20 protein-coding genes are annotated in these 20723 nt (G+C 57.1%); 8 read left to right on the top strand and 12 right to left on the bottom strand.

Features of this window, described 5'->3' with window-relative positions; all coding sequences use genetic code 11:
• Nucleotides 1–84 precede the first annotated feature (84 nt).
• Nucleotides 85–1038 (top strand): radical SAM protein, encoded by a 954-nt coding sequence (locus AC2FLD_RS01780; RefSeq protein WP_496669715.1) that lies wholly within the window; start codon nt 85–87, stop codon nt 1036–1038.
• Here AC2FLD_RS01780 and AC2FLD_RS01785 read toward each other — a convergent pair whose 3' ends face one another.
• Both AC2FLD_RS01785 and AC2FLD_RS01790 read right to left on the bottom strand, forming a co-directional pair.
• Entirely contained in the window at nt 1039–1734 is a 696-nt protein-coding gene (locus tag AC2FLD_RS01785) for a lipid-binding SYLF domain-containing protein (RefSeq protein WP_496669713.1), read from the bottom strand.
• Between the two features lie 101 nt (nt 1735–1835).
• A complete protein-coding gene (locus AC2FLD_RS01790) occupies nt 1836–2105 on the bottom strand; it encodes an usg protein (RefSeq protein ID WP_050602320.1) in 270 nt (89 codons plus the stop codon).
• A 193-nt stretch (nt 2106–2298) separates the two neighbouring features.
• On the opposite strand from AC2FLD_RS01790, the gene gyrA reads away from it, so the two are divergent.
• Nucleotides 2299–5022: a DNA gyrase subunit A gene (gene gyrA / locus AC2FLD_RS01795; RefSeq protein ID WP_496669711.1), complete on the top strand. Its 2724-nt coding sequence runs from the start codon at nt 2299–2301 to the stop codon at nt 5020–5022.
• Between the two features lie 104 nt (nt 5023–5126).
• Here gyrA and AC2FLD_RS01800 read toward each other — a convergent pair whose 3' ends face one another.
• The 6 genes from AC2FLD_RS01800 to AC2FLD_RS01825 form a co-directional block, all read right to left on the bottom strand.
• The gene (locus AC2FLD_RS01800; RefSeq protein WP_496669709.1) at nt 5127–5822 is read right to left on the bottom strand and encodes a THxN family PEP-CTERM protein; all 696 of its coding nucleotides are present in this window, start codon (nt 5820–5822) and stop codon (nt 5127–5129) included.
• A 504-nt stretch (nt 5823–6326) separates the two neighbouring features.
• Nucleotides 6327–6491 carry a hypothetical protein gene (locus tag AC2FLD_RS01805; protein ID WP_496669707.1) on the bottom strand — a complete coding sequence of 55 codons (165 nt, stop codon included), beginning with the start codon at nt 6489–6491 and terminating at the stop codon, nt 6327–6329.
• Nucleotides 6492–6935: 444 nt separating this feature from the next.
• Nucleotides 6936–7193, bottom strand: coding sequence for a hypothetical protein (locus AC2FLD_RS01810; protein WP_496669705.1), 258 nt, complete (start codon nt 7191–7193; stop codon nt 6936–6938).
• A gap of 29 nt (nt 7194–7222) precedes the next feature.
• On the bottom strand, nt 7223–8692 hold the full coding sequence (locus tag AC2FLD_RS01815) for a carboxypeptidase M32 (RefSeq protein ID WP_496669703.1): 1470 nt from the start codon (nt 8690–8692) through the stop codon (nt 7223–7225).
• 4 nt (nt 8693–8696) lie between these two features.
• Complete coding sequence (gene ctaA, locus AC2FLD_RS01820) at nt 8697–9842, bottom strand: heme A synthase (protein WP_496669701.1); 1146 nt, start codon at nt 9840–9842, stop codon at nt 8697–8699.
• Nucleotides 9843–9901: 59 nt separating this feature from the next.
• The gene (locus AC2FLD_RS01825; RefSeq protein ID WP_496669699.1) at nt 9902–10645 is read right to left on the bottom strand and encodes an RNA methyltransferase; all 744 of its coding nucleotides are present in this window, start codon (nt 10643–10645) and stop codon (nt 9902–9904) included.
• Nucleotides 10646–10808: 163 nt separating this feature from the next.
• Here AC2FLD_RS01825 and AC2FLD_RS01830 point away from each other — a divergent pair, with 163 nt between their 5' ends.
• Complete coding sequence (locus AC2FLD_RS01830; protein WP_496669697.1) at nt 10809–11429, top strand: thiamine phosphate synthase; 621 nt, start codon at nt 10809–10811, stop codon at nt 11427–11429.
• Nucleotides 11430–11436: 7 nt separating this feature from the next.
• Here the strand turns inward: AC2FLD_RS01830 and AC2FLD_RS01835 are convergent, their stop codons facing one another.
• Nucleotides 11437–12579, bottom strand: a complete 1143-nt coding sequence (locus AC2FLD_RS01835; protein ID WP_496669695.1) for a HupE/UreJ family protein — start codon at nt 12577–12579, stop codon at nt 11437–11439.
• Nucleotides 12580–12748: 169 nt separating this feature from the next.
• Between AC2FLD_RS01835 and AC2FLD_RS01840 the strand changes: the two genes are divergently transcribed.
• The 3 genes from AC2FLD_RS01840 (at nt 12749) to AC2FLD_RS01850 (ending at nt 15306) form a co-directional block, all read left to right on the top strand.
• Nucleotides 12749–13642, top strand: coding sequence for a PfkB family carbohydrate kinase (locus AC2FLD_RS01840; RefSeq protein WP_496669693.1), 894 nt, complete (start codon nt 12749–12751; stop codon nt 13640–13642).
• Nucleotides 13639–14550, top strand: coding sequence for a pseudouridine-5'-phosphate glycosidase (locus tag AC2FLD_RS01845; RefSeq protein ID WP_496669691.1), 912 nt, complete (start codon nt 13639–13641; stop codon nt 14548–14550). The genes AC2FLD_RS01840 and AC2FLD_RS01845 overlap by 4 nt, the downstream gene beginning before the upstream one ends.
• 78 nt (nt 14551–14628) lie before the next feature.
• The gene (locus AC2FLD_RS01850) at nt 14629–15306 is read left to right on the top strand and encodes a DUF502 domain-containing protein (protein ID WP_050602310.1); all 678 of its coding nucleotides are present in this window, start codon (nt 14629–14631) and stop codon (nt 15304–15306) included.
• On the opposite strand, the gene AC2FLD_RS01855 is transcribed toward AC2FLD_RS01850, so the two are convergent.
• The gene (locus AC2FLD_RS01855; protein ID WP_496669689.1) at nt 15307–16332 is read right to left on the bottom strand and encodes a patatin-like phospholipase family protein; all 1026 of its coding nucleotides are present in this window, start codon (nt 16330–16332) and stop codon (nt 15307–15309) included.
• Between the two features lie 64 nt (nt 16333–16396).
• The gene (locus AC2FLD_RS01860; RefSeq protein WP_496669688.1) at nt 16397–17170 is read right to left on the bottom strand and encodes a 3-hydroxybutyrate dehydrogenase; all 774 of its coding nucleotides are present in this window, start codon (nt 17168–17170) and stop codon (nt 16397–16399) included.
• 301 nt (nt 17171–17471) lie between these two features.
• On the opposite strand from AC2FLD_RS01860, the gene AC2FLD_RS01865 reads away from it, so the two are divergent.
• Both AC2FLD_RS01865 and AC2FLD_RS01870 read left to right on the top strand, forming a co-directional pair.
• On the top strand, nt 17472–19301 hold the full coding sequence (locus AC2FLD_RS01865; protein ID WP_496669687.1) for an extracellular solute-binding protein: 1830 nt from the start codon (nt 17472–17474) through the stop codon (nt 19299–19301).
• A gap of 556 nt (nt 19302–19857) precedes the next feature.
• The gene (locus tag AC2FLD_RS01870) at nt 19858–20097 is read left to right on the top strand and encodes a hypothetical protein (RefSeq protein ID WP_496669685.1); all 240 of its coding nucleotides are present in this window, start codon (nt 19858–19860) and stop codon (nt 20095–20097) included.
• Here AC2FLD_RS01870 and AC2FLD_RS01875 read toward each other — a convergent pair.
• A complete protein-coding gene (locus AC2FLD_RS01875) occupies nt 20086–20709 on the bottom strand; it encodes a helix-turn-helix domain-containing protein (RefSeq protein ID WP_050602305.1) in 624 nt (207 codons plus the stop codon). The genes AC2FLD_RS01870 and AC2FLD_RS01875 overlap by 12 nt on opposite strands.
• Between the last annotated feature and the right edge of the window lie 14 nt (nt 20710–20723).

The raw sequence follows: 20723 nt of genomic DNA on the forward strand, positions 1-20723 counted from the left end.
CTGTCAGAACCGCTGCGTCACCCTTACCAAATCTCCAACAACACGCTAGTTCAATACGACGACTTCAAAAAACCGGATGCGGTAATGAAAGACAACGCCCCTCAACTCGCCAATATCGGCAAGTTTCAAGACAAACTGGTTACGGCGGACGGGCAGACCCGCGCAACAGTTTCACTGACACAGCCAGATACGCTGTGGTTCAATACGGGTACGCTGTGCAACATCGAATGCGTGAACTGCTATATCGCAAGCAGTCCTACCAATGATGCTTTGGTCTATCTGACCGCAGATGAAGTCTGCGATTATCTGGATCAGATCGAGCAGCGCAACTGGCCCGTGCGAGAGATCGGATTTACCGGCGGCGAACCCTTTATGAACCCCGAAATGATCGAGATGACTCGCGCCGCGTTGGAGCGTGGGTATGAAGTCCTGATCCTGACCAATGCGATGGCCCCGATGATGCGCCACAAGATGCGCGAAGGGTTGTTGGAGTTACAAAGCAAGCACAACGACAAGCTGACCCTGCGCATCTCTGTCGATCATTACCGCCCTGATCTACACGACGAGGAACGCGGCAAGGGCAGTTTCGACAAAACCGTCACCGGGATGAAGTGGTTGCGCGATCACGGCTTCAACATGGCGATCGCAGGCAGGTCCGTCTGGGGGGACACGGATGCGGAAAGCCGCGCTGGCTATGCTGCGTTCTTCTCTAGGCATGGCTTTGACATCGACCCGAACAATCCAGCTCAGACCGTATTGTTCCCTGAGATGGACGAGACCGTGGAAGTGCCGGAAATTACCACGGCCTGCTGGGGAATTCTGGACAAGTCCCCTAATGCGGTGATGTGTGCCAGTTCGCGCATGGTGGTGAAACGCAAAGGCGCAGATCGCCCTACTGTCCTTGCCTGCACCCTGCTGCCTTATGAACCCGAATTTGAGATGGGTCATAGCCTGGCCGAAGCCGAGGCGGATGTTCACCTCAACCACCCCCATTGCGCCAAATTCTGCGTTCTGGGCGGTGCAAGCTGCTCTGGCTGATCAGTTCAGTTCGGGCGATTTCCAAAACTTGGTGCCGGACGCGCCTGCCGACACGCGCCAACCTTTTTTGCTGAGCACAAAGAAAGAGCGTCCATCGGTAAAGCGCACCGTTTCGCCCGATTGGTCTTCTCCATACATGGCACCGGTTTCTGCCGTTGCGTCGTAGCCATGGGTTATGAAGTTTTCCAAATCTGACGGGGTTTCGAACAGGATCACGAACTTGGTCTCAAAGCCACCAATACCAATGGCTGCGCCGACGCCACCTGTGCCCATGTTCATATAGGTGTGCTGCCCGGTGTCTTTCGAAATGGCCACACCGCGCCCATATCCCGCCGATACCGGAAAAACCGAAATCTTGCGCGAGTCGAAGGCCGCGTAGCCTGCGCTCACTTCATACAGGGATTTTGCTTCGGGGTTTTCGGCAAGCAACTGATCAAGGATGTCACCTGCCATCACGTCCAGTTTGGCGCGCGTTTCTTCAGGAGTGGCCTCGTTGGACAGCAACTCCGAGGTCGAGTCGATGGTCTGATCGACTGCTGTGGCACCTTTATCGATTGTGTCGCCGACACTTTCCGCACCGCGACCGATCGCATTTGCGGTGTTTTCGACACCTTTCTTTACTTTGTCGAGAACGCCTTCGGCGAAAGCAGGGCCACTCAGGCAAAGCGCTGCGGTAAGGAAAAAGACTCTTGGCATGACATGTTTCCGCGTAAGACTGACCAATCGGATGCTACCTTACCCGACTTGTCGCAATTGAGAACGCGCTTTTCGAATACTTGACAGACTTTGCACTTTGCTCAGTTCACGCGAAACTCGCCCACCATGTTGCGCCACTCACCCGGGGCGATCATCTTGCGGTGGGTGAATTTGACGGAATGCAGCGGCCCTTCGATCTCTCGCTGCCAGAAATCGATGAATTCGAACAGTTTGGGATGGTCAGGCGCAAGGTCGTATTCCTGCCAGATGAACGTGTTCAGTACGTGGATATAGTCGGGCATATGGTAGAAGAATTCCGCCGTTGTCAGACCATAGCCTTTAAGCATCATTTCCGTTTCGCTTTGCGCCATGCAGACCTCCAATCTTGTTGCAAGGTCTACTCAGGGTACCACGAAAACTTTCTAATACTTGGATAACAATATGTTACCGGCACGTTACCGTGGTTTTTCGTGCCAAAAGCGCTGCTTGCTTGCACCTTATGTGCTGGGTCTGATAAGGTGCATCCACAAGATATAGACCCAGCACAAGAAACGGGCAGTTTACGTGAGCGATACGCCAGAAATTCCTGAAAACATGGACGAAACCCCGCCCGAGCGCCCGGTGTATGACGGCCCGACGGTCTCCATCGAATCCGAAATGCGTACGTCCTATCTGGATTACGCCATGTCGGTCATCGTCAGCCGTGCGATCCCGGATTTGCGTGACGGTCTGAAGCCGGTGCATCGGCGGATTCTGTATGCGATGCACGAAACCGGAAATACCCACGACAAATCTTACCGCAAATCGGCCCGTCCGGTGGGCGACGTGATGGGTAAGTACCACCCGCATGGCGACAGCGCGATCTATGACGCGCTGGTGCGCATGGCGCAGGATTTCTCGATGTCGCTGCCGCTGCTGGACGGTCAGGGCAACTTTGGTTCGATGGATGGCGATAACCCGGCGGCCATGCGTTACACCGAAGTGCGGATGGACAAGCCCGCAAGCGCCCTGCTGGCTGACATCGAAAAAGAAACAGTCGATTTTCAGGACAACTACGATGGCAAGGACCGGGAACCAACCGTCCTGCCCGCCCGTTTCCCAAACATGCTCGTCAATGGTGCCGGTGGTATCGCCGTGGGTATGGCGACAAACATCCCGCCACACAATCTGGGCGAAGTTGTCGATGCCACGCTGGCACTAATCGACGACCCGGACCTGACGTCAGAACAACTGATCGAATATGTCCCCGGTCCCGATTTCCCGACCGGCGCCGTTATGCTGGGACGGTCCGGCGCGCGCAAAGCGTATCTTGAGGGGCGCGGCAGCGTCATCATCCGCTCTAAGACCCGCGTCGAAGAGATCCGTAAAGACCGTTACGCCATTGTGGTTGATGAGATTCCCTATCAGGTGAACAAGGCCGCGATGATCGAAAAGATCGCCGAAGCCGTGCGCGAGAAACGCATCGAAGGCGTCAGCCACGTGCAGGATGAATCCGACCGCAACGGCGTGCGTGTCGTGGTGGAACTAAAACGGGACGCCACGCCTGAGGTGGTTCTGAATCAACTGTTCCGCTTCTCACCGATGCAGACGTCTTTCGGCTGCAACATGCTGGCCCTGAACGGGGGTCGTCCCGAGCAGCTGACACTGCGCCGGTTCCTGACCTCGTTTATCGACTTCCGCGAGGATGTTGTCGCGCGACGCACCGCATACGACCTGCGCAAGGCCCGCGAACGCAGCCACATTCTGTGTGGTCTGGCCGTGGCGGTATCCAACGTCGATGAAGTGGTCGCGACGATCCGTTCGTCGGCAGATGCGGCTGAAGCGCGCGAAAAGCTGATGACCCGCCGCTGGCCCGCATCCGAGATCGAAAGCTATCTGCGCCTGATCGACGATCCTCTGTCCAAGATGAACGACGATGGCACCTATAACCTGACCGAGGTTCAGGCCCGCGCGATCCTTGATCTTCGACTGCAACGTCTGACCCAAATTGGCGTCAAAGAAGTCACCGACGAGCTGGAAGAACTAGCAGGTAAGATCAAGGAATACCTTGATATTCTGTCCTCGCGCGAACGCATAATGAGCATCATTGCTGATGAGCTGCGCAGCGTCCGCGAGCAATTTGCCGTCCCGCGTCGCACCGAAATCGTCGACTGGTCCGGCGACATGGAAGACGAGGACCTGATCGAACGTGAAGACATGGTCGTGACCGTCACCTCGGGTGGTTACATCAAGCGGACCCCGCTGGCCGACTTCCGCGCGCAAAAGCGCGGTGGCAAAGGTCTTTCGGGGATGCAGACCAAGGAAGAGGATGTTGTTACCAACCTCTTCGTGGCGAACACGCACACGCAACTGCTGTTCTTCACCACCGAAGGCATGGTCTACAAGCTCAAGACCTGGCGCTTGCCGCAGTCCAGCCGTACCGGCAAAGGCAAGGCGATCGTCAACATCCTGCCGATCCCAACCGGTGTTTCCATCGCGGCGATCATGCCTGTGGATGTGCCGGATGAAGAATGGGAAAACCTGCAAATCGTCTTTGCCACCAGCGCCGGCGACGTGCGTCGCAACCGGCTGTCGGATTTCACCAATGTCCGCCGCAACGGCAAGATCGCCATGAAACTGCCCGAAGGCGTGGAACTGGTGAATGCGCGCATCTGTTCAGAAGATGAAGACGTGATGCTGGTCACCAACGCGGGCCGCGCAATTCGCTTCCGCACCACCGATGTACGCGTCTTCAACTCGCGCGAATCTACTGGTGTACGTGGCATCAAACTGACCAATGACGACCGTGTTGTGTCAATGTCCGTGATCCGCCATTTCGAGGCTGACCCGGATGAGCGTGCCGCCTACCTCAAAATGCGCCGCGCCGTGGCGGGCATCGCGGATGATGGCGAGACCGATGAAGATGAAGCGGTCCCGGGCGTCATCACGCAGGAACGCTATGCCGAGATGTCGGCAGCTGAGAACCTGATCCTGACCATCACCACCGGTGGCGCGGGCAAGCTGAGCTCCAGCCACGACTACCCCGTCCGTGGACGCGGCGGTATGGGCGTGGCAGCCATGGACAGGGCAATGCGCGGCGGTGAGCTTGTGGCATCCTTCCCGGTTGAGATCGACGACCAGATCATGCTGGCCACGTCGAAAGGTCAGTCTATCCGAGTACCCGTCGAGGGGATTTCATTCCGGTCCCGCAGCGCGGGCGGTGTGCGTGTCTTCAACACCGGCAAAGGGGAAGTGGTTGTTAGCGTCGCCTGGATCGCTGATCAAGGCGAGGACGAGACCGAAGAGTAACCGGTTTGAACCGTGGAAAAACAAAAACCCGAGGTCCGCGGACCTCGGGTTTTTCTTTGTGAAGGTTTTTCAACGCTTTGATAGGTGCGGAAGAATTACCTTGCTTAAGCCGTCTTGCTCTTTTGACGGCGGCCAAATGCAAACAACCCACCGATGCCGCCAAGCAGCAACCAACCGGCAGCAGGCAACGGGACAGGCGCAACCGTGTACTCGCCATAAAGCGTTGCATAGTTTTGCAACTCTTCAACCGTCTTGAAGCCACTGGATATGGTGCCACCTCCATCCTGCGAAAACCCTAGCACCGAGAACACATAGTTTTGTCCACCCAAGGTGAAGTTCTGAGATCCAAGCGTGTTGGCAATGGTCACAATATCGTCGCAGGGCGTAGGATCCTGAGGACAGTTTTGCGGGCGGTTCAAAGTCTCATTATGTGTCAGCGCAAAGGTCGATGACACCAGAGGTCCACCGCCGATCTGTATATCGACGACAAGATCGACAGAACTCAGAGTTTCCCCAGGGATCGGAAAGTTAAGATGCGTGAACTGCCCTAGCGCAAAAGCCGAGTTTGGCGACAAGTTCAGAATCGGTGTTCCTGATGGAGTGAAATCATAGCCACTTGGGTTGTTGCCACCGCCCCAACGCAGTGAGATCGTCGAACCAGAACTGCTTTCCGTAACGCCGTTTGTAGGGTTTACGTTCTGCCATGACGGGGAAATAGCTGATACTGTCAACGCCGACGCGGCACTCCCGGCCAGTATCCCTGCAACTGCAATCGCAGCCACGTTTCGTTTCAGTGTCATGTACCCAACCCTTCACCATTCAAACACTAACAAAAAGCACATCTTTTACGGGTGCTTCAGTGACTATACACCTTCTTGGTTCTATCGCCACATTTTGGCCGCTTTTCAACCAAATTCATGACTTTTTCGACCTAAGATGCCCCATTTTTTCAACAGTCCCCATTTCGTGAGGCATTGAAGTCTTTACGGAAACAGTTCTTTTTCCGAAAACCGCTTTACGCGCCTCTCCTGCATGGGCGGCTAAAACGTCTCCAGAGTTTTGTGACTTCTGTTTTGAGCGAAAGGAATGTCGCCCTTCTCAGGTGCCCGGTCACTCCTGCGTTACTGCAACTTCAAGGCGATCCTGCGCGCGTTAGAAGCAGATCGGTCCTCACCAGATCCAAAAATCAAGGATTGGTGTCGACGAGTGCATCTTAGCGAAAGCTCTGAGGCGAAACCTGAAGACAAACCTGTCTCAACGCAAAAAAGAACTGGGTTCAGGGCCGGCACCAAACGCCGGGGAGTTCAATTGTCGACTGAAGGCAGGTTTTCAAACCACGCAAGGACAACATCGACCCAGCCTTGCGGGATTCCATGCCCACCTTCAAATCCGATGACCGACAGTGAGACATCCCTGTCGCATTCGCTCCATGTTCGCTGGTCGAAACCGACATGCTCGACAAAGTCCACTGAGGTACAACCAGAGTGGCCTGCAACGCCGTCGATAACTTCGACGGCACCCAGATATCCGGGCCTACCCGGCTCTGGGCCTGACCATGCAAAAGGAATTACCGTGTCTGTGTAGCCGTGAGTTTAAAGCACATTAAAATCAATTCGTGTCTCTGCGCAGGGTCCGACTTGGTTACGAACCGGTGTGCCGCCGATTGGTGCAAAGGCGTTCAGATTCAGATTCAAGCACGCCAGATACCAGGCAAACGTGCCTCCTCTGGAATGACCCGCAATAAGGATGCGGTCTGGATCAATTGGAAAACGTGTAATCGCGTCTTCTGCAACTTTAGCGCTGTATGAGTAGTCATCCCATTCTGAGTGAGATGTGTCCCAGACCCACCCTGTACCTGGTCCATTTCTGTAGGAAATCTACAAAGCGGTTGGGGCAACAATCGCGTATCCGCGTTAGAGAATGGGTTGCACCAGATTGGTACTCTGGATGACTGCCTGACCCGAGCCACTTGATCCGTGAAAAAACAGAACGGCAGGAAACGGACCCTGTCCTTTTGGGATAAGGGTGCTGTATTTGCGCCCCAGAGCTTCGCATTCGGCACCAATGCCACCGCATTCGAATGACTGAGACAACGCCCTGACCCGGCTGTTCAGACCAGCATCGGGTAAGAGCAATAAAATGGCCGCCAAGGCGATTGCGCTTGTGGCCAATCTCAGCACCCACCGCCGTCGGTTCAATCTCACACCCCGTACAACGTCCCGAACTTCTCTTCCAAATATGCAAGCAATGGCTCCGGCCCAGGCTCTACGCCGCTGGCACGCGCGATGATGTCGCGTGGTGCGTAAAGCCCGCCATGTTGTTGAACTTGGTCCCGCAACCAGCCTGTTGCACCCGAAGTATCGCCGTCAGCAAGTTGGGCATCCAGCCCCGGCACCGCTGCACGCAGGGCCTGATACAGGCATCCGGCATACACGTTGCCCAGCGAATAAGTCGGGAAATATCCGAACAACCCAACCGACCAATGCACGTCCTGCAAACAGCCGTTCGAAGGTTTGTCGATCGCATAGCCGAAATCTGCCTTGAACCTGTCATTCCAGGCGGCCTCAAGGTCGCTCACTTGCAGGTCTCCGGCCATCAACGCGCGTTCCAGATCAAAGCGCAACATGATGTGCAGGTTATATTGCACCTCATCCGCCTCGGTGCGGATATAGCCGTTATGAACCCGGTTGACCGTGGCGTAAAATGCATCAGCGTCGGCGATGCCGAAATCGCCAAAAGTCTCTGTCATCTGTCCAAACAGCCAACCGGTAAAGGCGCGCGAACGGCCCAGTTGGTTTTCATAGATCCGGCTTTGGCTTTCATGTACGCCCATCGACACGCCGCTCCCCAGCGGGGTCAGCAAATAGGCTTTGTCGATACCTTGTTCATAGGCGGCGTGGCCGACTTCGTGTATCGTAGAATAGAAGCAGTTGAACGGGTCCGTTTCACTGGTTCGCGTGGTGATGCGTACATCCAGCCCGCTGCCCGAACTGAACGGATGCACCGCCTTGTCCACACGGCCGTTGTTCAGATCATACCCAAAGGTCGTCGCCAGCTTTTGCGATAAGCGCATCTGAGCCGGCTCATCAAAGCTGCCACTCAGGGCCGTCGGTTCCGGGCGGTCCAGTACCGCAGCGCGCAAGGCCACCAGACGTGGGCGCATCTCATCAAAAATGGCCGCGATCTGCGCGCCGGTTGTATAGGGCTCATAGTCCTCGACCATGGCATCATAAATGTCACCGCCCTGCGCCAGCGCTTCGCCCTCTTGCCGTTTGAGTGACACGACCTCTTCAAGCACCGGCAGAAAGGCCGAGACGTCCTCATCCGCCCGCGCCTGCGCCCAGGTTCCGTGCGCGGCGGATGTAACGCGGGCGATCGCGGTTGCCAGATCGGCGGGCACTTTCACCGCACGCTCATAGGCGCGGCGGATTTCACGCAGCTGCGCCTTGCCCACTTCGTCCTGCGGCGCGGCTTGCTCTAGCCATTCTGCCACACGGGGATCGGATCGGCGCGCGTGCAGCACCGCCTCGATAGCCGCCATTTCTTCGGCGCGTTGCGGGGCCGACCCACGCGGCATGACGGTTTCCTGATCCCAGCCGAGCCGCCCGGCAATCTGGCCCAAAGCCGAAGTTTCACGCTGAAAGGCCATAAGCTCATTGAATGCGGTCATTGAATCATACTCCGCGCAGGGATGTTGCGATGGGATAAGCTGTCAGAAACCGAGCGCGCAGGATCAGGGTCCAGACGACTACGGCCATAAATTGGTGGAAAATAGCGATCTGCCAGGGTGCACCGTAGACCACGGTCACGATGCCGACGACAACCTGAAATGCCAGCCCGGCAAAGGCGGCATTGAAGGCAAAGCGTGTCTGCGGATGAGCGCTGGATCCGCCACGTCGCCAGACAATGAAGGCAAAGATGAACAGCAGATACCCCGCACAGCGGTGAATGAACTGTACCAACCCCGGGCTTTCAAAGAAGTTCCGCCACATCGGTTCCAACGCGGTCGCATCCGGCGGCAACACCTGCCCGCCGATCAAGGGCCAATCGGTATAAGACCGCCCGGCGTCAATTCCTGCGACCAATGCGCCAATGAGTATTTGTAAAAAGGCGAAATGCATCAGGCCGGTAGACAGCGAGAACAGTTTTGCCTCTTTGGCACGACGGGCCTGCATCAGGTCACGCTCTTCGCGACCAAGTTCAAAGATGTACCAGGCCAAAAAGCCCAGGATCACGAAGGCCAGACCCAGATGCGTGGCCAGACGATAGCTGGCGACCGCGGTCATGCCCTCGCCCTGTGTCACGCCCGAGGCGACCATCCACCAACCGACCGCGCCCTGTACACCGCCCAGAAGGCCCGGAATCAACAGTTTACCGGTCCAGCCCGTCGGGATCTTGCGCGCCACAAGGAAACCGAAGAAGCCGATTGCCCAGACAAGACCGATCACGCGGCCCAGTTGACGATGGCCCCATTCCCACCAGTAGATGGTTTTAAAGTCACTCAGCTCCATCCACTGGTTCTGGATACGCCACTGGTCGATCTGCTTGTACTTTTCGAACTCGGCCTGCCAATCCGCCTCAGTCATCGGCGGGATGGCACCGGTGACCGGGCGCCATTCGGTGATCGAGAGACCGCTGTCAGTCAGCCTGGTCAACCCACCGACGGCAATCATCACCACAACCAGAGCGAACAGGATCATCAGCCAGGTGCGGATCGCCTTGCGCGCCCCGCCCCGCCCCCGGTCGATCATACCGGGCTGAACCGCCTGTTGTTTTTCGGTTTCCGAGACCTCTTCGAAGATGCTGCGCTTACCGCTCATGCTGTCCTCATGTCCTGATTTCGTCGCAAGCTAGGGCTTGACGGAAGATAGGTCCAGCCTCAGCTTTTGTCTTTCCAGCGGACCATCTGCCGCATGATCCCGTGCAGCATCTGCACATCGGCCCGCGTCATCCGCATCCGCGACCACAGGTTGCGCAGGTTCACCTTCATTCCTTCCGCCTTTTCGGGAGGATAGAAGAACCCGGCCTCTTCCAGTCGGTCCTCGTAATGCTCGACCAGCTTTTCAACTTCGATCCCTGTGGCCCAATCGCCCTTCCCCAGATCGGTGGTCTCATGCACCACGTCTCCGGTCTGGCGCATCCACTCATATGCGGTCAGCAACACGCATTGACCAAGGTTTAGCGACGCGTATTCCGGGTTCACCGGGACCGAGATAATTGCGTTCGCCTTGGCGATATCCTCATTCTCAAGACCCGCACGTTCCGGGCCGAACAGCACGGCGACCTTCTCGCCTGCTGCAATCTTTTCCGCGGCGATCTTCATTGCTTGCTCAGGGCTGTAGACGGGTTTGGTCAGACCCCGCTGTCGGGCCGTGGTTGCGAAGACAAAAGTGCTGTCGGCCAGCGAACCAGCGAGATTGTCAAACAGCTGCGCCTCGTCCAGCAACCGCCCTGCACCGCTGGACATGGCCACAGCCTTGGGGTTCGGCCAGCCATCACGCGGGGCTACGATCCGCATTCGGTCCAGACCGAAATTCCACATCGCGCGCGCGGCGGCGCCGATGTTTTCACCCATCTGCGGGCGCACGAGCACGAAGGAGGGCTGAGATGTATCGCTGGGCATGGCTGTCTCCGAAAAGTTCCGCCCGCTCTAATCCGACAGCGTTAACAGGGCAACCCGATCCTCTTCTTCTGTTTCCAAATACCCGCTCAGCAGGCATAAAAGTTTGCTTCCCCGCCGCAATCCGCTAAACCGCGCCAAAGACCAAAAGCCGAAGGACGCGACCATGGATACCCCCGAGCAGCCGCAGATTTATCTGATTACGCCCCCGACCATCGAGTTGAGCACGTTCACGAACAAGCTGGCGAGTGTGCTTGATGGGGCCGAGGTTGCCTGCATCCGCCTGGCACTGGCTGGCAGCGACGAAGACACCATTGCCCGCGCAGCAGATGCCTGCCGCGAGGTGGCCCATGCTCGCGACGTGGCCATCGTGATTTCAAATCATGTGCTGCTGGCACAACGTCTGGGTCTGGACGGAGTGCATCTGGACGACGGTTCACGCTCGGTCCGCTTCGCACGCAAGGAATTGGGCGCGGATGCGATCGTCGGCAGTTTCTGTGACGCGTCCATCCATGACGGAATGACTGCGGGCGAAAGCGGCGCGGACTACGTAGCTTTCGGCCCGGTAGGCACCGCTACGCTGGGGGACGGAACCCGCGCCGAAAAGGATCTGTTCCAGTGGTGGTCAGAGGTGGTCGAGGTTCCTGTCGTGGCCGAAGGTAGTTTGACACCCGAGTTGATCCGCGATCTGGCGCCCTGCACTGATTTCTTCGGCATTGGCGACGAAATCTGGGGCAGCGACGATCCGCTGGGCACGTTGAACACGCTGCTGGCGGCGATGCCTTAACCCGGCATCACCCCAGCATCCAGGGCTCGGCCAACCAATACACCCCGAGCCCCGCAATCAGGATCGAGGCCAGAGCGGAAATCCGACTGCGGGTTCTATGCGACTCGCCCGCAAGCAACAGAGTCAGACCAAACGCAGCTGATGCCGTCAGAACAAACGGCACAACAACCCCGGCCCCGAAACCCAAAATGGTCGGAAGCTGATGGTCCGGCGGCACGCCGATGACCCTCAGTGCTGCTGCCAACCCAAATCCAACCACTGTTCCCCCTGCAAAAACCGTCAACAGCCGCGCGACCTGCAACCGGCGTACCACCAGGTTCCACAGTGCCAGAATAATGATGAACGCTATCGGCACTTGGGCTTGAACATGGATGATCGGGTTCAGCACGTCGTAGACAGCCAAACCAAGCCCGAGGAACACGCCAGCTGACAGAAACAGCACCTGCACCGTGACGGACCGAAAGGATAGGGACAGAAACACAAGGCTGAGGGCAAGCAGAATGGGCGTGAAAGGCGCGTGTATAAAATGATTGATACCCAGCGCAAAATACGTCTGTAACGTCTGTTGCGGAGTCAGGGACGCCCCGCCCCGCAACGGTATGAGCGGGCTGATTTCACCGGCCGTCAGGTAACCGGTATATGGGGCCGTAACACCCTGTTGCCGCAGCACGATCGGCCCGCCGTCAATCGGCCAGCGCAATTGCAGGTTTGAGGTTTGATCCGAAAGAGGTGCCGCCAGTAAGAGGTTGGTAACACGCGCAGTTTCCTCATCGCCACCTTCAGGGATGCTTATACTTTCCAAAGTCAGTGCCACACGCTCGGGCACCTCCACAACGACGTCCTGTACCCAAGTTTTCATAAACTCTATGATTTGTGGTTCCAACTCCGACGATGCCATACGCCGCAAAGACAGATACTGCGGATCACCAGAAAGCGCCTCGTGCCGTGCTGGATCAAACCCGAGCAAAAGCGCTTCGGCATTCAAACTAACTTTTAGAAACAGGTTTTCCTCGGCAATCCAGAAGTCAATCACGGTGGGTGAACCAGACTGCGCCCTGACCGGGCCTGAAGAAACGAATGCAAAGAAGAAACAACTCAGGACAAAGAAGATACAGACACGAAGGATGGCATGGAATACATGGCCATTCATACGAAACGCTCCGGCAAAAGAACCAAATCAACAATCATTGTGCTCAATAGTCCCCGCGCTCACCTCAGATCGCAAGTTCAAAAGGTGCAAATGCCCGGCAGTTCGGGAATATCTGGTGGCGGTAACGTTCTGACTTGCACGGGCATCACTGCTGCGGCATGACATCTCTATGACTAAGAACAGCAATATCCTGTGTATCGGTTCGGTCCTGTGGGACGTAATCGGACGATCGGCCAGCGCCATGCGGCAAGGTTCGGACGTACCGGGGCGGATCACCCGCTTGCCTGGCGGCGTTGCGATGAACATCGCCATGACTCTGGTACGCTTTGGTATGACCCCTACCCTGCTGACCGCCATCGGACGCGACCCCGAGGGTGAGGAGCTTGTCCATGCCTGTTCGCGTCTGGGCATGATCACCGATCACATCTATCGCTCTCAGGATTTGCCAACCGACCGCTATATGGCCGTCGAAGGTGCAAACGGGTTGATCGCAGCCATTGCAGATGCGCATTCGCTGGAAGCCGCAGGCGCAAAGATCCTGCGCCCTTTGATTCACGGACCATTGGGCCATGAGAACACGCCTTTTAAAGGCCCCATCGCACTGGACGGCAACCTGACGCTGGACCTGCTGGAAGAAATTGCCCAAAGCCCTGCTTTTGCCCGTGCCGACCTGCGCGTGGCCCCTGCCTCGCCCGGCAAAGCGGAACGGCTGTTGCCCTTTCTGAAGCACGCCCGCGCCACGCTTTATGTAAACCTCGAAGAAGCTGGCATCCTGTGTCAGCGTGAATTCACCGACTCTGAAACTGCCGCCAAGGGCCTGCTGGATCGCGGTGCGCTGCGCGTGCTGGTCACCGATGGCGGTAGCTCGGCCACTGTCGGCGATGCCGATGAAATCCTGACCCAAACACCCCCCTCGGTTCTGGTTACCCGCGTGACCGGTGCCGGGGATACATTCATGGCGGCCCACATCGCCTCAGAATCCGGTGGCGCATCAAGCGATGAGGCCCTGACCCGCGCTCTGCACGCCGCCGCAACCTACGTTTCCGGAGAAACCCCACTGTGATCGACATCCAATATTCTGCCGAGGTCCGCGCCGCCAAAGACGCAGGCCGACCCATCGTTGCGCTGGAAAGCACCATCATAACCCACGGAATGCCCTACCCGCAAAACGTCGAAGTTGCGGCTCAGGTCGAACAGGACATCCGCGATGCGGGTGCGGTTCCGGCAACCATGGCCGTGATCGAAGGCAAACTGCATGTCGGGCTTGAGACCGAGCAACTGCAGTGGCTGGGTCAGGCGCAGGGTGTCGCGAAGATTTCGCGTGCCGACATGGCGGCCTGTATCTCGACCGGGGGCACCGGTGCCACTACCGTCGCCGCCACCATGATTGCCGCGCATTATGCCGGGATCGAGGTTTTCGCCACTGGCGGCATCGGTGGCGTGCATCAGGGGGCTGAGACAACGTTTGACATCTCAGCCGACTTGCACGAACTGGGCCATACGCCGGTCACGGTTGTTGCCGCCGGGGCCAAAGCCATCCTCGATCTGGCAAAGACACTTGAGGTTCTGGAAACTCTCGGTGTGCCGGTCATTGCTTACGGTCAGGACGAATTCCCGGCTTTCTGGTCCGCAAAATCTCCTTTTGCCGCACCTCTGCGCATGGACAGCGCCGAAGCCATCGCCAAAGCCCATTCCACCCGTCGCACGCTGGGTCTGCCCGGAGGTCAACTGGTTGCCAACCCGATTCCCGCCGCCGATCAGATTCCGGCCGAAGAACTGGCCCCCATCATTGCCGAGGCTCAGTCCGACGCAGATGCCCACCGCATTACCGGCAAGGCCGTGACGCCATACCTGCTACAGCGCATCTTCGAAAAAACCGAAGGCCGCTCGCTGATCGCCAATATCGCCTTGGTGCGCAACAATGCGCGACTGGCCGCGAAAATCGCGCAGTCGCTGGTACAGCAGGGCTGACGCAGCCCTATTGTACCAAAGCGAGGGATTGACTACCTAAACCACGGAAACCATTCGGAACTGGCACTCGGACTTGTAATGAACACACCTTTCGACGAAGAGCCTCATCGCCGCCCCGGCCTGCTGTCACGGCTGCGTGCATCCTTTCTGACGGGCATCGTCGTTATTGCACCTGTCTGGTTGACGGTCTGGCTGATCTGGTCGGTGGTCGGCTGGATCGACAGCGCCGTTCTGCCGCTGATTCCGCAACAAATCCAGCCGGAACAATATGTTGGCATCAACCTGCGCGGCGTGGGTGTGGTGATCTTCCTGATCTTCACGGTGCTCGTGGGCTGGATCGCAAAGGGTATTCTGGGCCGATCACTGATCCATTTCGCCGAAAGCCTGGTCGATCGGATGCCCGTCGTGCGGTCGGTCTATTCCGGGATCAAGCAGATTTCGGAAACGGTCTTTGCCCAAACCGAACGGTCCTTTGAAAAAGCCTGCCTGATCCAGTACCCGCGCCGAGGCATCTGGGCCATTGGTTTTGTTTCGACAAGCGCCCGTGGAGAGGTCAGCGAACGCGCTGAAACCGGGGGCGAATTGCTCAGCATATTCGTACCCACAACGCCTAACCCCACCTCAGGATTTCTGCTGTTCTTCCCCGCCGAAGACGTGATCCTGCTGGATATGAGCATCGAGGATGCCGCGAAACTGGTGATTTCGGCCGGTCTGGTTTATCCCAACGAAAAAGACCCGACCCAGCCGCCCGAGTGATCAGCCAAACATCGCGGGCAGATCAACTGTACTGTTCTGCCCCAGATCACCTTTGTGATTGGCAAGAAATCCATTCACCGCCTCGCGCCCGGCCTCTTTCAGCTTGTGCAGGATGACCGGGTTGGGCACTGTCTTGGTTGCAACGGACAAACTGTTCATCAATTCGTTGTCCGCAATCATGTGGACCAGAACGCGGGTCATTTCTCCGGGTTTCAGCTTGCCGTCTTGCAACAGCCTTTGAACAAAATTGATCGCCCTCAGCTCGCGAAACAGGGAAGAGTTGAAGCTGATCTCATTGATCCGGTTCTGGATCTGCTGCGGTGTAACGGGAACTTCGTCGCGTTCCAGCGGGTTGATATTCACGATCACTACGTCATCTGGCAGATCGCTATCGAACAAAGGATACAGCGCCGGATTTCCGGTATAGCCCCCATCCCAATAGGCTTCGGTCCGCTCGGTTTTGGGGTCGTAAATCTCAACCGCCTTGAACAGGGTCGGCAGGCAGGCTGAGGCCAGAATGGCGTTGGTCGAAATCTCGTCGCCGGTAAAAACGCGGATTTTACCGCTCCGTACGCAGGTGGCACAAACAAACAGGCGCGGACCTTCATCGGCACAGACTTCGGCAAAGTTGAACCGATCCACTACCGACTCCAACGGATTGCTGTAGAACGGGCCATAGGCGTAAGGTGACACCATCCGCGACCACGCCTCGCCTATGGAATACGGCACCGAATACTCCATTGCCCTTGAAATCGCCGCCGGTTCCACCCCTCGGAACCAGTCGGTCATGCGCATATCGCCGATCGCGCCCATGCGCGCCCACAACCCATTCAGACTTGCCCGTGCCCCATCGCGCCCGGCATGAACCATACCCGACTTGAACGCTGCCCCGTTCAGCGCCCCCGCCGACGTACCGGTAATGGCCGCAACTTCGATGTCTTCTTCATCCAGCAGCCGGTCGAGCACGCCCCAAGTGAAGGCGCCATGCGCCCCACCCCCTTGCAAAGCCAGATTGATCCGCTTCATGTCCCGGCCCCTTCATCTTTTCCCAAATACTCCGGGGGTATGAGGGCAGCGCCCCCATAGATTCTCAAAGCGCGGTCCAGCCACCATCGACCGAAATCGTCGTCCCGGTAATCTGCGCCGCCGCGTCCGAGCACAGAAAGATGGCCGTGCCGCCCAACTGCTCGACAGTGGCAAATTCCTTCGAGGGCTGCCGCTCCAGCAGAATATTCTTCACAACATCTTCGCGGCTCATGTTGTATTCTTTCATCGTATCAGGGATCTGCGCCTCGACCAGAGGCGTTAATACATAACCCGGACAGATTGCGTTGCAGGTGATCGGCTCCTGCGCGGTTTCCAGCGCGACGGTCTTGGTCATCCCGACCACACCGTGTTTGGCCGCGACATAAGCCGCTTTGTAAGGCGAAGCCGTCAGACCGTGGGCCGAAGCAATATTGACGATCCGGCCCCACGCCGCCTTGCGCATCATCGGCAGCGCTGCGGCTGTGGTGTGAAAGGCCGAGTTCATATTGATCGCAATAATCGCGTCCCATTTCTCGGTCGGGAACTGATCGATCGGAGAGACATGTTGAATACCCGCGTTATTCACCAGAATATCACAGGCCCCCGCCTGCTCGATCAGCGCACGGCATTCATCGCCTTTGGACATGTCCGCCTTGATATAGCGCGCATTGGTTCCGGTCTCTTTTGAAATCTCTGCGGCCAGCGCATGATCTTCATCCCGGTCGGTGAATGAGTTCAGAACCACGTTGGCCCCTGCCTTGGCCAACTCGCGCGCGACCCCCAGACCGATACCTGAATTTGATCCTGTAATGATTGCCGTTTTGCCGGAAATGCTCATGACCGATCTCCCTGATGCGATGTCCTGGCGCACCATGCCATGCTGCACCTGCAAAGAAAACGGGGAAACATATGGAATTGAAATCCCGGGCTGAGACATCCCGACCTGCCAAAAAAAAACGCCCGCACGAAGCGGGCGTTAAGTTATTGAGGCAGGTTTCATACAGGCAAGAAACCTATCGAGCAGTAGGACCTTTATAAGCAATTCTGTGCCTTCGTCCAAGCTAAAAGTTTGATAATAAGAAAAATCATCACTACGGTGATCTCCAACAAAATAAGGCCAGAGCAGGATTGTTTCCAAAATGAGCCCGGATTTTCTCCGACCGTTTCGACCATTTGCGGCGGGAATCGCCAGCGTTTTTCTTATGTCTGTCGCCCATGCAGAATCGTCTCATGGCATAGCTATGTATGGGGACCCGGCCCTACCACCGGATTTTGTGTCCCTCCCTTATGCCAACCCGGATGCGCCCCAAGGCGGCAAAGCCGTGTTCGGAAATACCGGCGGCTATAACAGCTTGAACCCGTTTTTGCAAAAAGGCACCTCACCGTGGCAATTGCCGTTCTGGACCCATGAAAGCCTGATGGGGCGGTCCTGGGACGAACCTTTTACGCTTTACGGGCTGTTAGCCGAATCAGTTGAGGCTGCACCAGACCGGTCCTGGGTCGAATTCACCCTGCGCGAAGAGGCGCGTTTTTCCGACGGCAGCCCCGTTACGGTCGGGGATGTGATCTGGTCCTATGAAACCCTCGGGACCGAAGGTCATCTGCGCTATCGCGGGCTGTGGGGCAAAATCGACAGCATTGAACAGACTGGCCCACGCTCGGTTCGGATCTCGTTCAACGAACCGGATCGCGAACTGGCTTTGCTGGCCGGGATGCGCCCGATCCTGCAAAAGGCGCAATGGGAAGGGAAGGATTTTGCAAACGCCAAGTTGCAGGATATTCCAATCGGCACCGGCCCTTATGTGATCGATAGCTACGAGGCAGGCCGCTATGTGAACCTGCGTCGCAACCCGGATTATTGGGGTAAGGATGTCCCGTTTCGCCGCGGCACCATGAACCTCGATGACTTGCGGATCGAGTTCTACGGGGATGGCTCTGTCGCGTTTGAGGCATTCAAAGCCGGTGAGCTTTCGGCGGTGCGCGAATTTAACGCCGACAAATGGAACAAGCAATACAACTTCCCCGCCGTTCAGCGCGGGGACGTGATCAAGACTGAGATCCCCCATGGCAAACCGTCCGGGATGACCGGTTTTGTGATGAATACCCGCAAACCACCCCTGGACGACTGGCGGGTGCGCGAGGCACTGACCCTTGCCTTCAATTTCGAGTTTATCAACGACACGGTCACAGGCGGCGCACAGCCGCGTATTTCTTCCTACTTCTCTGGCTCTGATCTGGCGATGCAACCGGGACTGGCAAGCGAACCGGTGCGTGCTTTGCTGGAGCCATTTGAGGCAGACCTGACACCCGGCACGCTGGAAGGGTACGAGTTGCCGCAAGGCGACGGCTCGGAACGGAACAGACGCAACATTCGCAAGGCGGTCAAGCTTCTGGAAGATGCGGGATGGACCGTTCAGGATGGCGTGCTGAAAAACACTGAAGGCCGCCCGTTTAGGATTGAAATGGTGATCAGCCAGGGCAGTCTGAATGTTGTGCAGGATGTCACCACGATCGCCGAGATTTACGCTGGCGCGCTGAAACGGCTTGGCATTGAACTGGTGGTCGAAAAGGTCGATGACGCGCAATACACCTCGCGCATGAACGAACTTGATTTCGACATGACGCCATTTCGCCGCGCCCTGTCGTTGTCTCCGGGCAATGAACAGAGATTCTACTGGGGCAGTGAGTTTGTTGACACACCAGGCACGCGCAACCTGATGGGCGTGTCCTCGCCCGCTGTTGATGCGATGATCGATGCCATGCTGGCATCGGAAACGCGCGAAGACTTCACCACGGCGACCCGTGCACTGGACCGCGTCCTGACCGCAGGCCGCTATGTCATCCCGATCTGGAGCTTTGATGTCGGGCGCATTGCGCATGCCCGCGAGCTCAAGTTTCCCGACACTTTACCCATCTACGGCGACGGCCCTCAATACATGCCCGAGGTCTGGTGGTACGAGGCCAATTAAGACCACACGCAGTGACCGGGGGCCGCATGACCCCGGTCGGGTTCCTGAGAGGTTCACCAAAGCGGATGTGATTTAGGCAATTTCCTGCTGATTGCAGACCCAATAAAACCGGTTCCACTGCGCCGGTACGGGAATGCTGACAAGTCGCCCTATCAACACAAGAAATCGCGTGAATACTTTCGCCGCGTCCAATGCGCTGAGAAATCCATCACCCCGGGATGACAAATGCGCGAAATCTTGCGAAAACCTTTGGTTCGCGATCAAGACTTGTATATACGGCATACAACACAGGTTAGACGCAGGTGGTCTTTTGTCCTTACTTTCAAAGCGCTAGACTCTGCCTGGTCTTGCCGGTTGCTGGATATTCGGGCCTACCACCACTCACACCAAATCTTGGCCCACTCGCCCGTTGCGGAGGTTTCGCAGCGGGCACATTCCCCGTCAAATGACCCAATCCAGAGGTGCGACATTTTGTCATGTCTTACCTAACGGCAACGTTTCCGTACGCTATTTCGGGGGAGAGCAGTCCTAATGACTACAAAAGGAAAGCTCATTGATGATGAACTGGACAGATCTTACACAAGACTGGAGCGCAGCCTACGCGCGAGCAAAACGGCGCTTTCCGAACTTGCGGGATCAGGACATGATGCGTGTCGCAAAGGATCGAAAGAGGTTCGAAGCCTATCTGGCAGAACGTCACCAACTGACCATAAACGAGGCGCATGAAGAGGTTGAAGATTTTCTGTTTACAGAGGGCCTGAACCGCGAATTCACCCACGCGTCGTTACGCAAGTGATGTAACCCAAAGGATCGTCGCGTCTTCGTCGCTGACGGACATGACGTTGTGCCCCATGCTGCCGTCGTAATAGGCGCTGTCGCCCCTACGCATTTCGACCGGTTCATAAAACTCGGTATAAAGCCGCACGACGCCGGTTAGGACATACATGAACTCCTCACCATCATGGCGCACCCAGCCTTCAAATTCGTCCATCGACCGCGCCCGGACCCGAGCGCGATAAGGCAACATCTGCTTTTTCGTCAGCGTCTCGGCCAGCAGCTCGTGTTCATAAGTTGTCGTGGCATGGGCCGCTCCTTCGCCGGTGCGGGTCACGGCCATCCGTCCTATCACCTGATCGCGCTGCGGCGGCGTAAAGAGCTGCGGTACTGAAATCTCTAGACCGATAGCCAGTTTCTTGAGCGCATCATATGTGGGCGACATCTGCCCGTTTTCGATCTTGCTGAGCGTCGAACGCGCCAATCCGGCTTGAGTGGCGGCCTGCTCCAACGTCCATTTCCGCGCCTTGCGCAGCTCACGCACGCGCGCACCAAGGTCCAGCGGCTCGACTTCGGTATGATCACCTGAGTCACGGGCAATTCGGATCAGAGATTTGGGATCTTGAGTGCTCATGCCCCTCTCTATAG

This window comes from Ruegeria sp. CDSA021 (assembly GCF_059612325.1).

Excerpts from the sequence above, each read along its gene's own strand:
- AC2FLD_RS01780 (WP_496669715.1), top strand. The coding sequence starts at position 85 with ATGAAAGACAACGCCCCTCAACTCGCCAATATCGGCAAGTTTCAAGAC.
- AC2FLD_RS01785 (WP_496669713.1), bottom strand. The coding sequence starts at position 1,734 with ATGCCAAGAGTCTTTTTCCTTACCGCAGCGCTTTGCCTGAGTGGCCCT.
- AC2FLD_RS01790 (WP_050602320.1), bottom strand. The coding sequence starts at position 2,105 with ATGGCGCAAAGCGAAACGGAAATGATGCTTAAAGGCTATGGTCTGACA.
- AC2FLD_RS01800 (WP_496669709.1), bottom strand. The coding sequence starts at position 5,822 with ATGACACTGAAACGAAACGTGGCTGCGATTGCAGTTGCAGGGATACTG.
- AC2FLD_RS01815 (WP_496669703.1), bottom strand. The coding sequence starts at position 8,692 with ATGACCGCATTCAATGAGCTTATGGCCTTTCAGCGTGAAACTTCGGCT.
- ctaA (WP_496669701.1), bottom strand. The coding sequence starts at position 9,842 with ATGAGCGGTAAGCGCAGCATCTTCGAAGAGGTCTCGGAAACCGAAAAA.
- AC2FLD_RS01825 (WP_496669699.1), bottom strand. The coding sequence starts at position 10,645 with ATGCCCAGCGATACATCTCAGCCCTCCTTCGTGCTCGTGCGCCCGCAG.
- AC2FLD_RS01830 (WP_496669697.1), top strand. The coding sequence starts at position 10,809 with ATGGATACCCCCGAGCAGCCGCAGATTTATCTGATTACGCCCCCGACC.
- AC2FLD_RS01835 (WP_496669695.1), bottom strand. The coding sequence starts at position 12,579 with ATGAATGGCCATGTATTCCATGCCATCCTTCGTGTCTGTATCTTCTTT.
- AC2FLD_RS01840 (WP_496669693.1), top strand. The coding sequence starts at position 12,749 with ATGACTAAGAACAGCAATATCCTGTGTATCGGTTCGGTCCTGTGGGAC.
- AC2FLD_RS01850 (WP_050602310.1), top strand. The coding sequence starts at position 14,629 with ATGAACACACCTTTCGACGAAGAGCCTCATCGCCGCCCCGGCCTGCTG.
- AC2FLD_RS01855 (WP_496669689.1), bottom strand. The coding sequence starts at position 16,332 with ATGAAGCGGATCAATCTGGCTTTGCAAGGGGGTGGGGCGCATGGCGCC.
- AC2FLD_RS01860 (WP_496669688.1), bottom strand. The coding sequence starts at position 17,170 with ATGAGCATTTCCGGCAAAACGGCAATCATTACAGGATCAAATTCAGGT.
- AC2FLD_RS01865 (WP_496669687.1), top strand. The coding sequence starts at position 17,472 with ATGAGCCCGGATTTTCTCCGACCGTTTCGACCATTTGCGGCGGGAATC.
- AC2FLD_RS01870 (WP_496669685.1), top strand. The coding sequence starts at position 19,858 with ATGATGAACTGGACAGATCTTACACAAGACTGGAGCGCAGCCTACGCG.
- AC2FLD_RS01875 (WP_050602305.1), bottom strand. The coding sequence starts at position 20,709 with ATGAGCACTCAAGATCCCAAATCTCTGATCCGAATTGCCCGTGACTCA.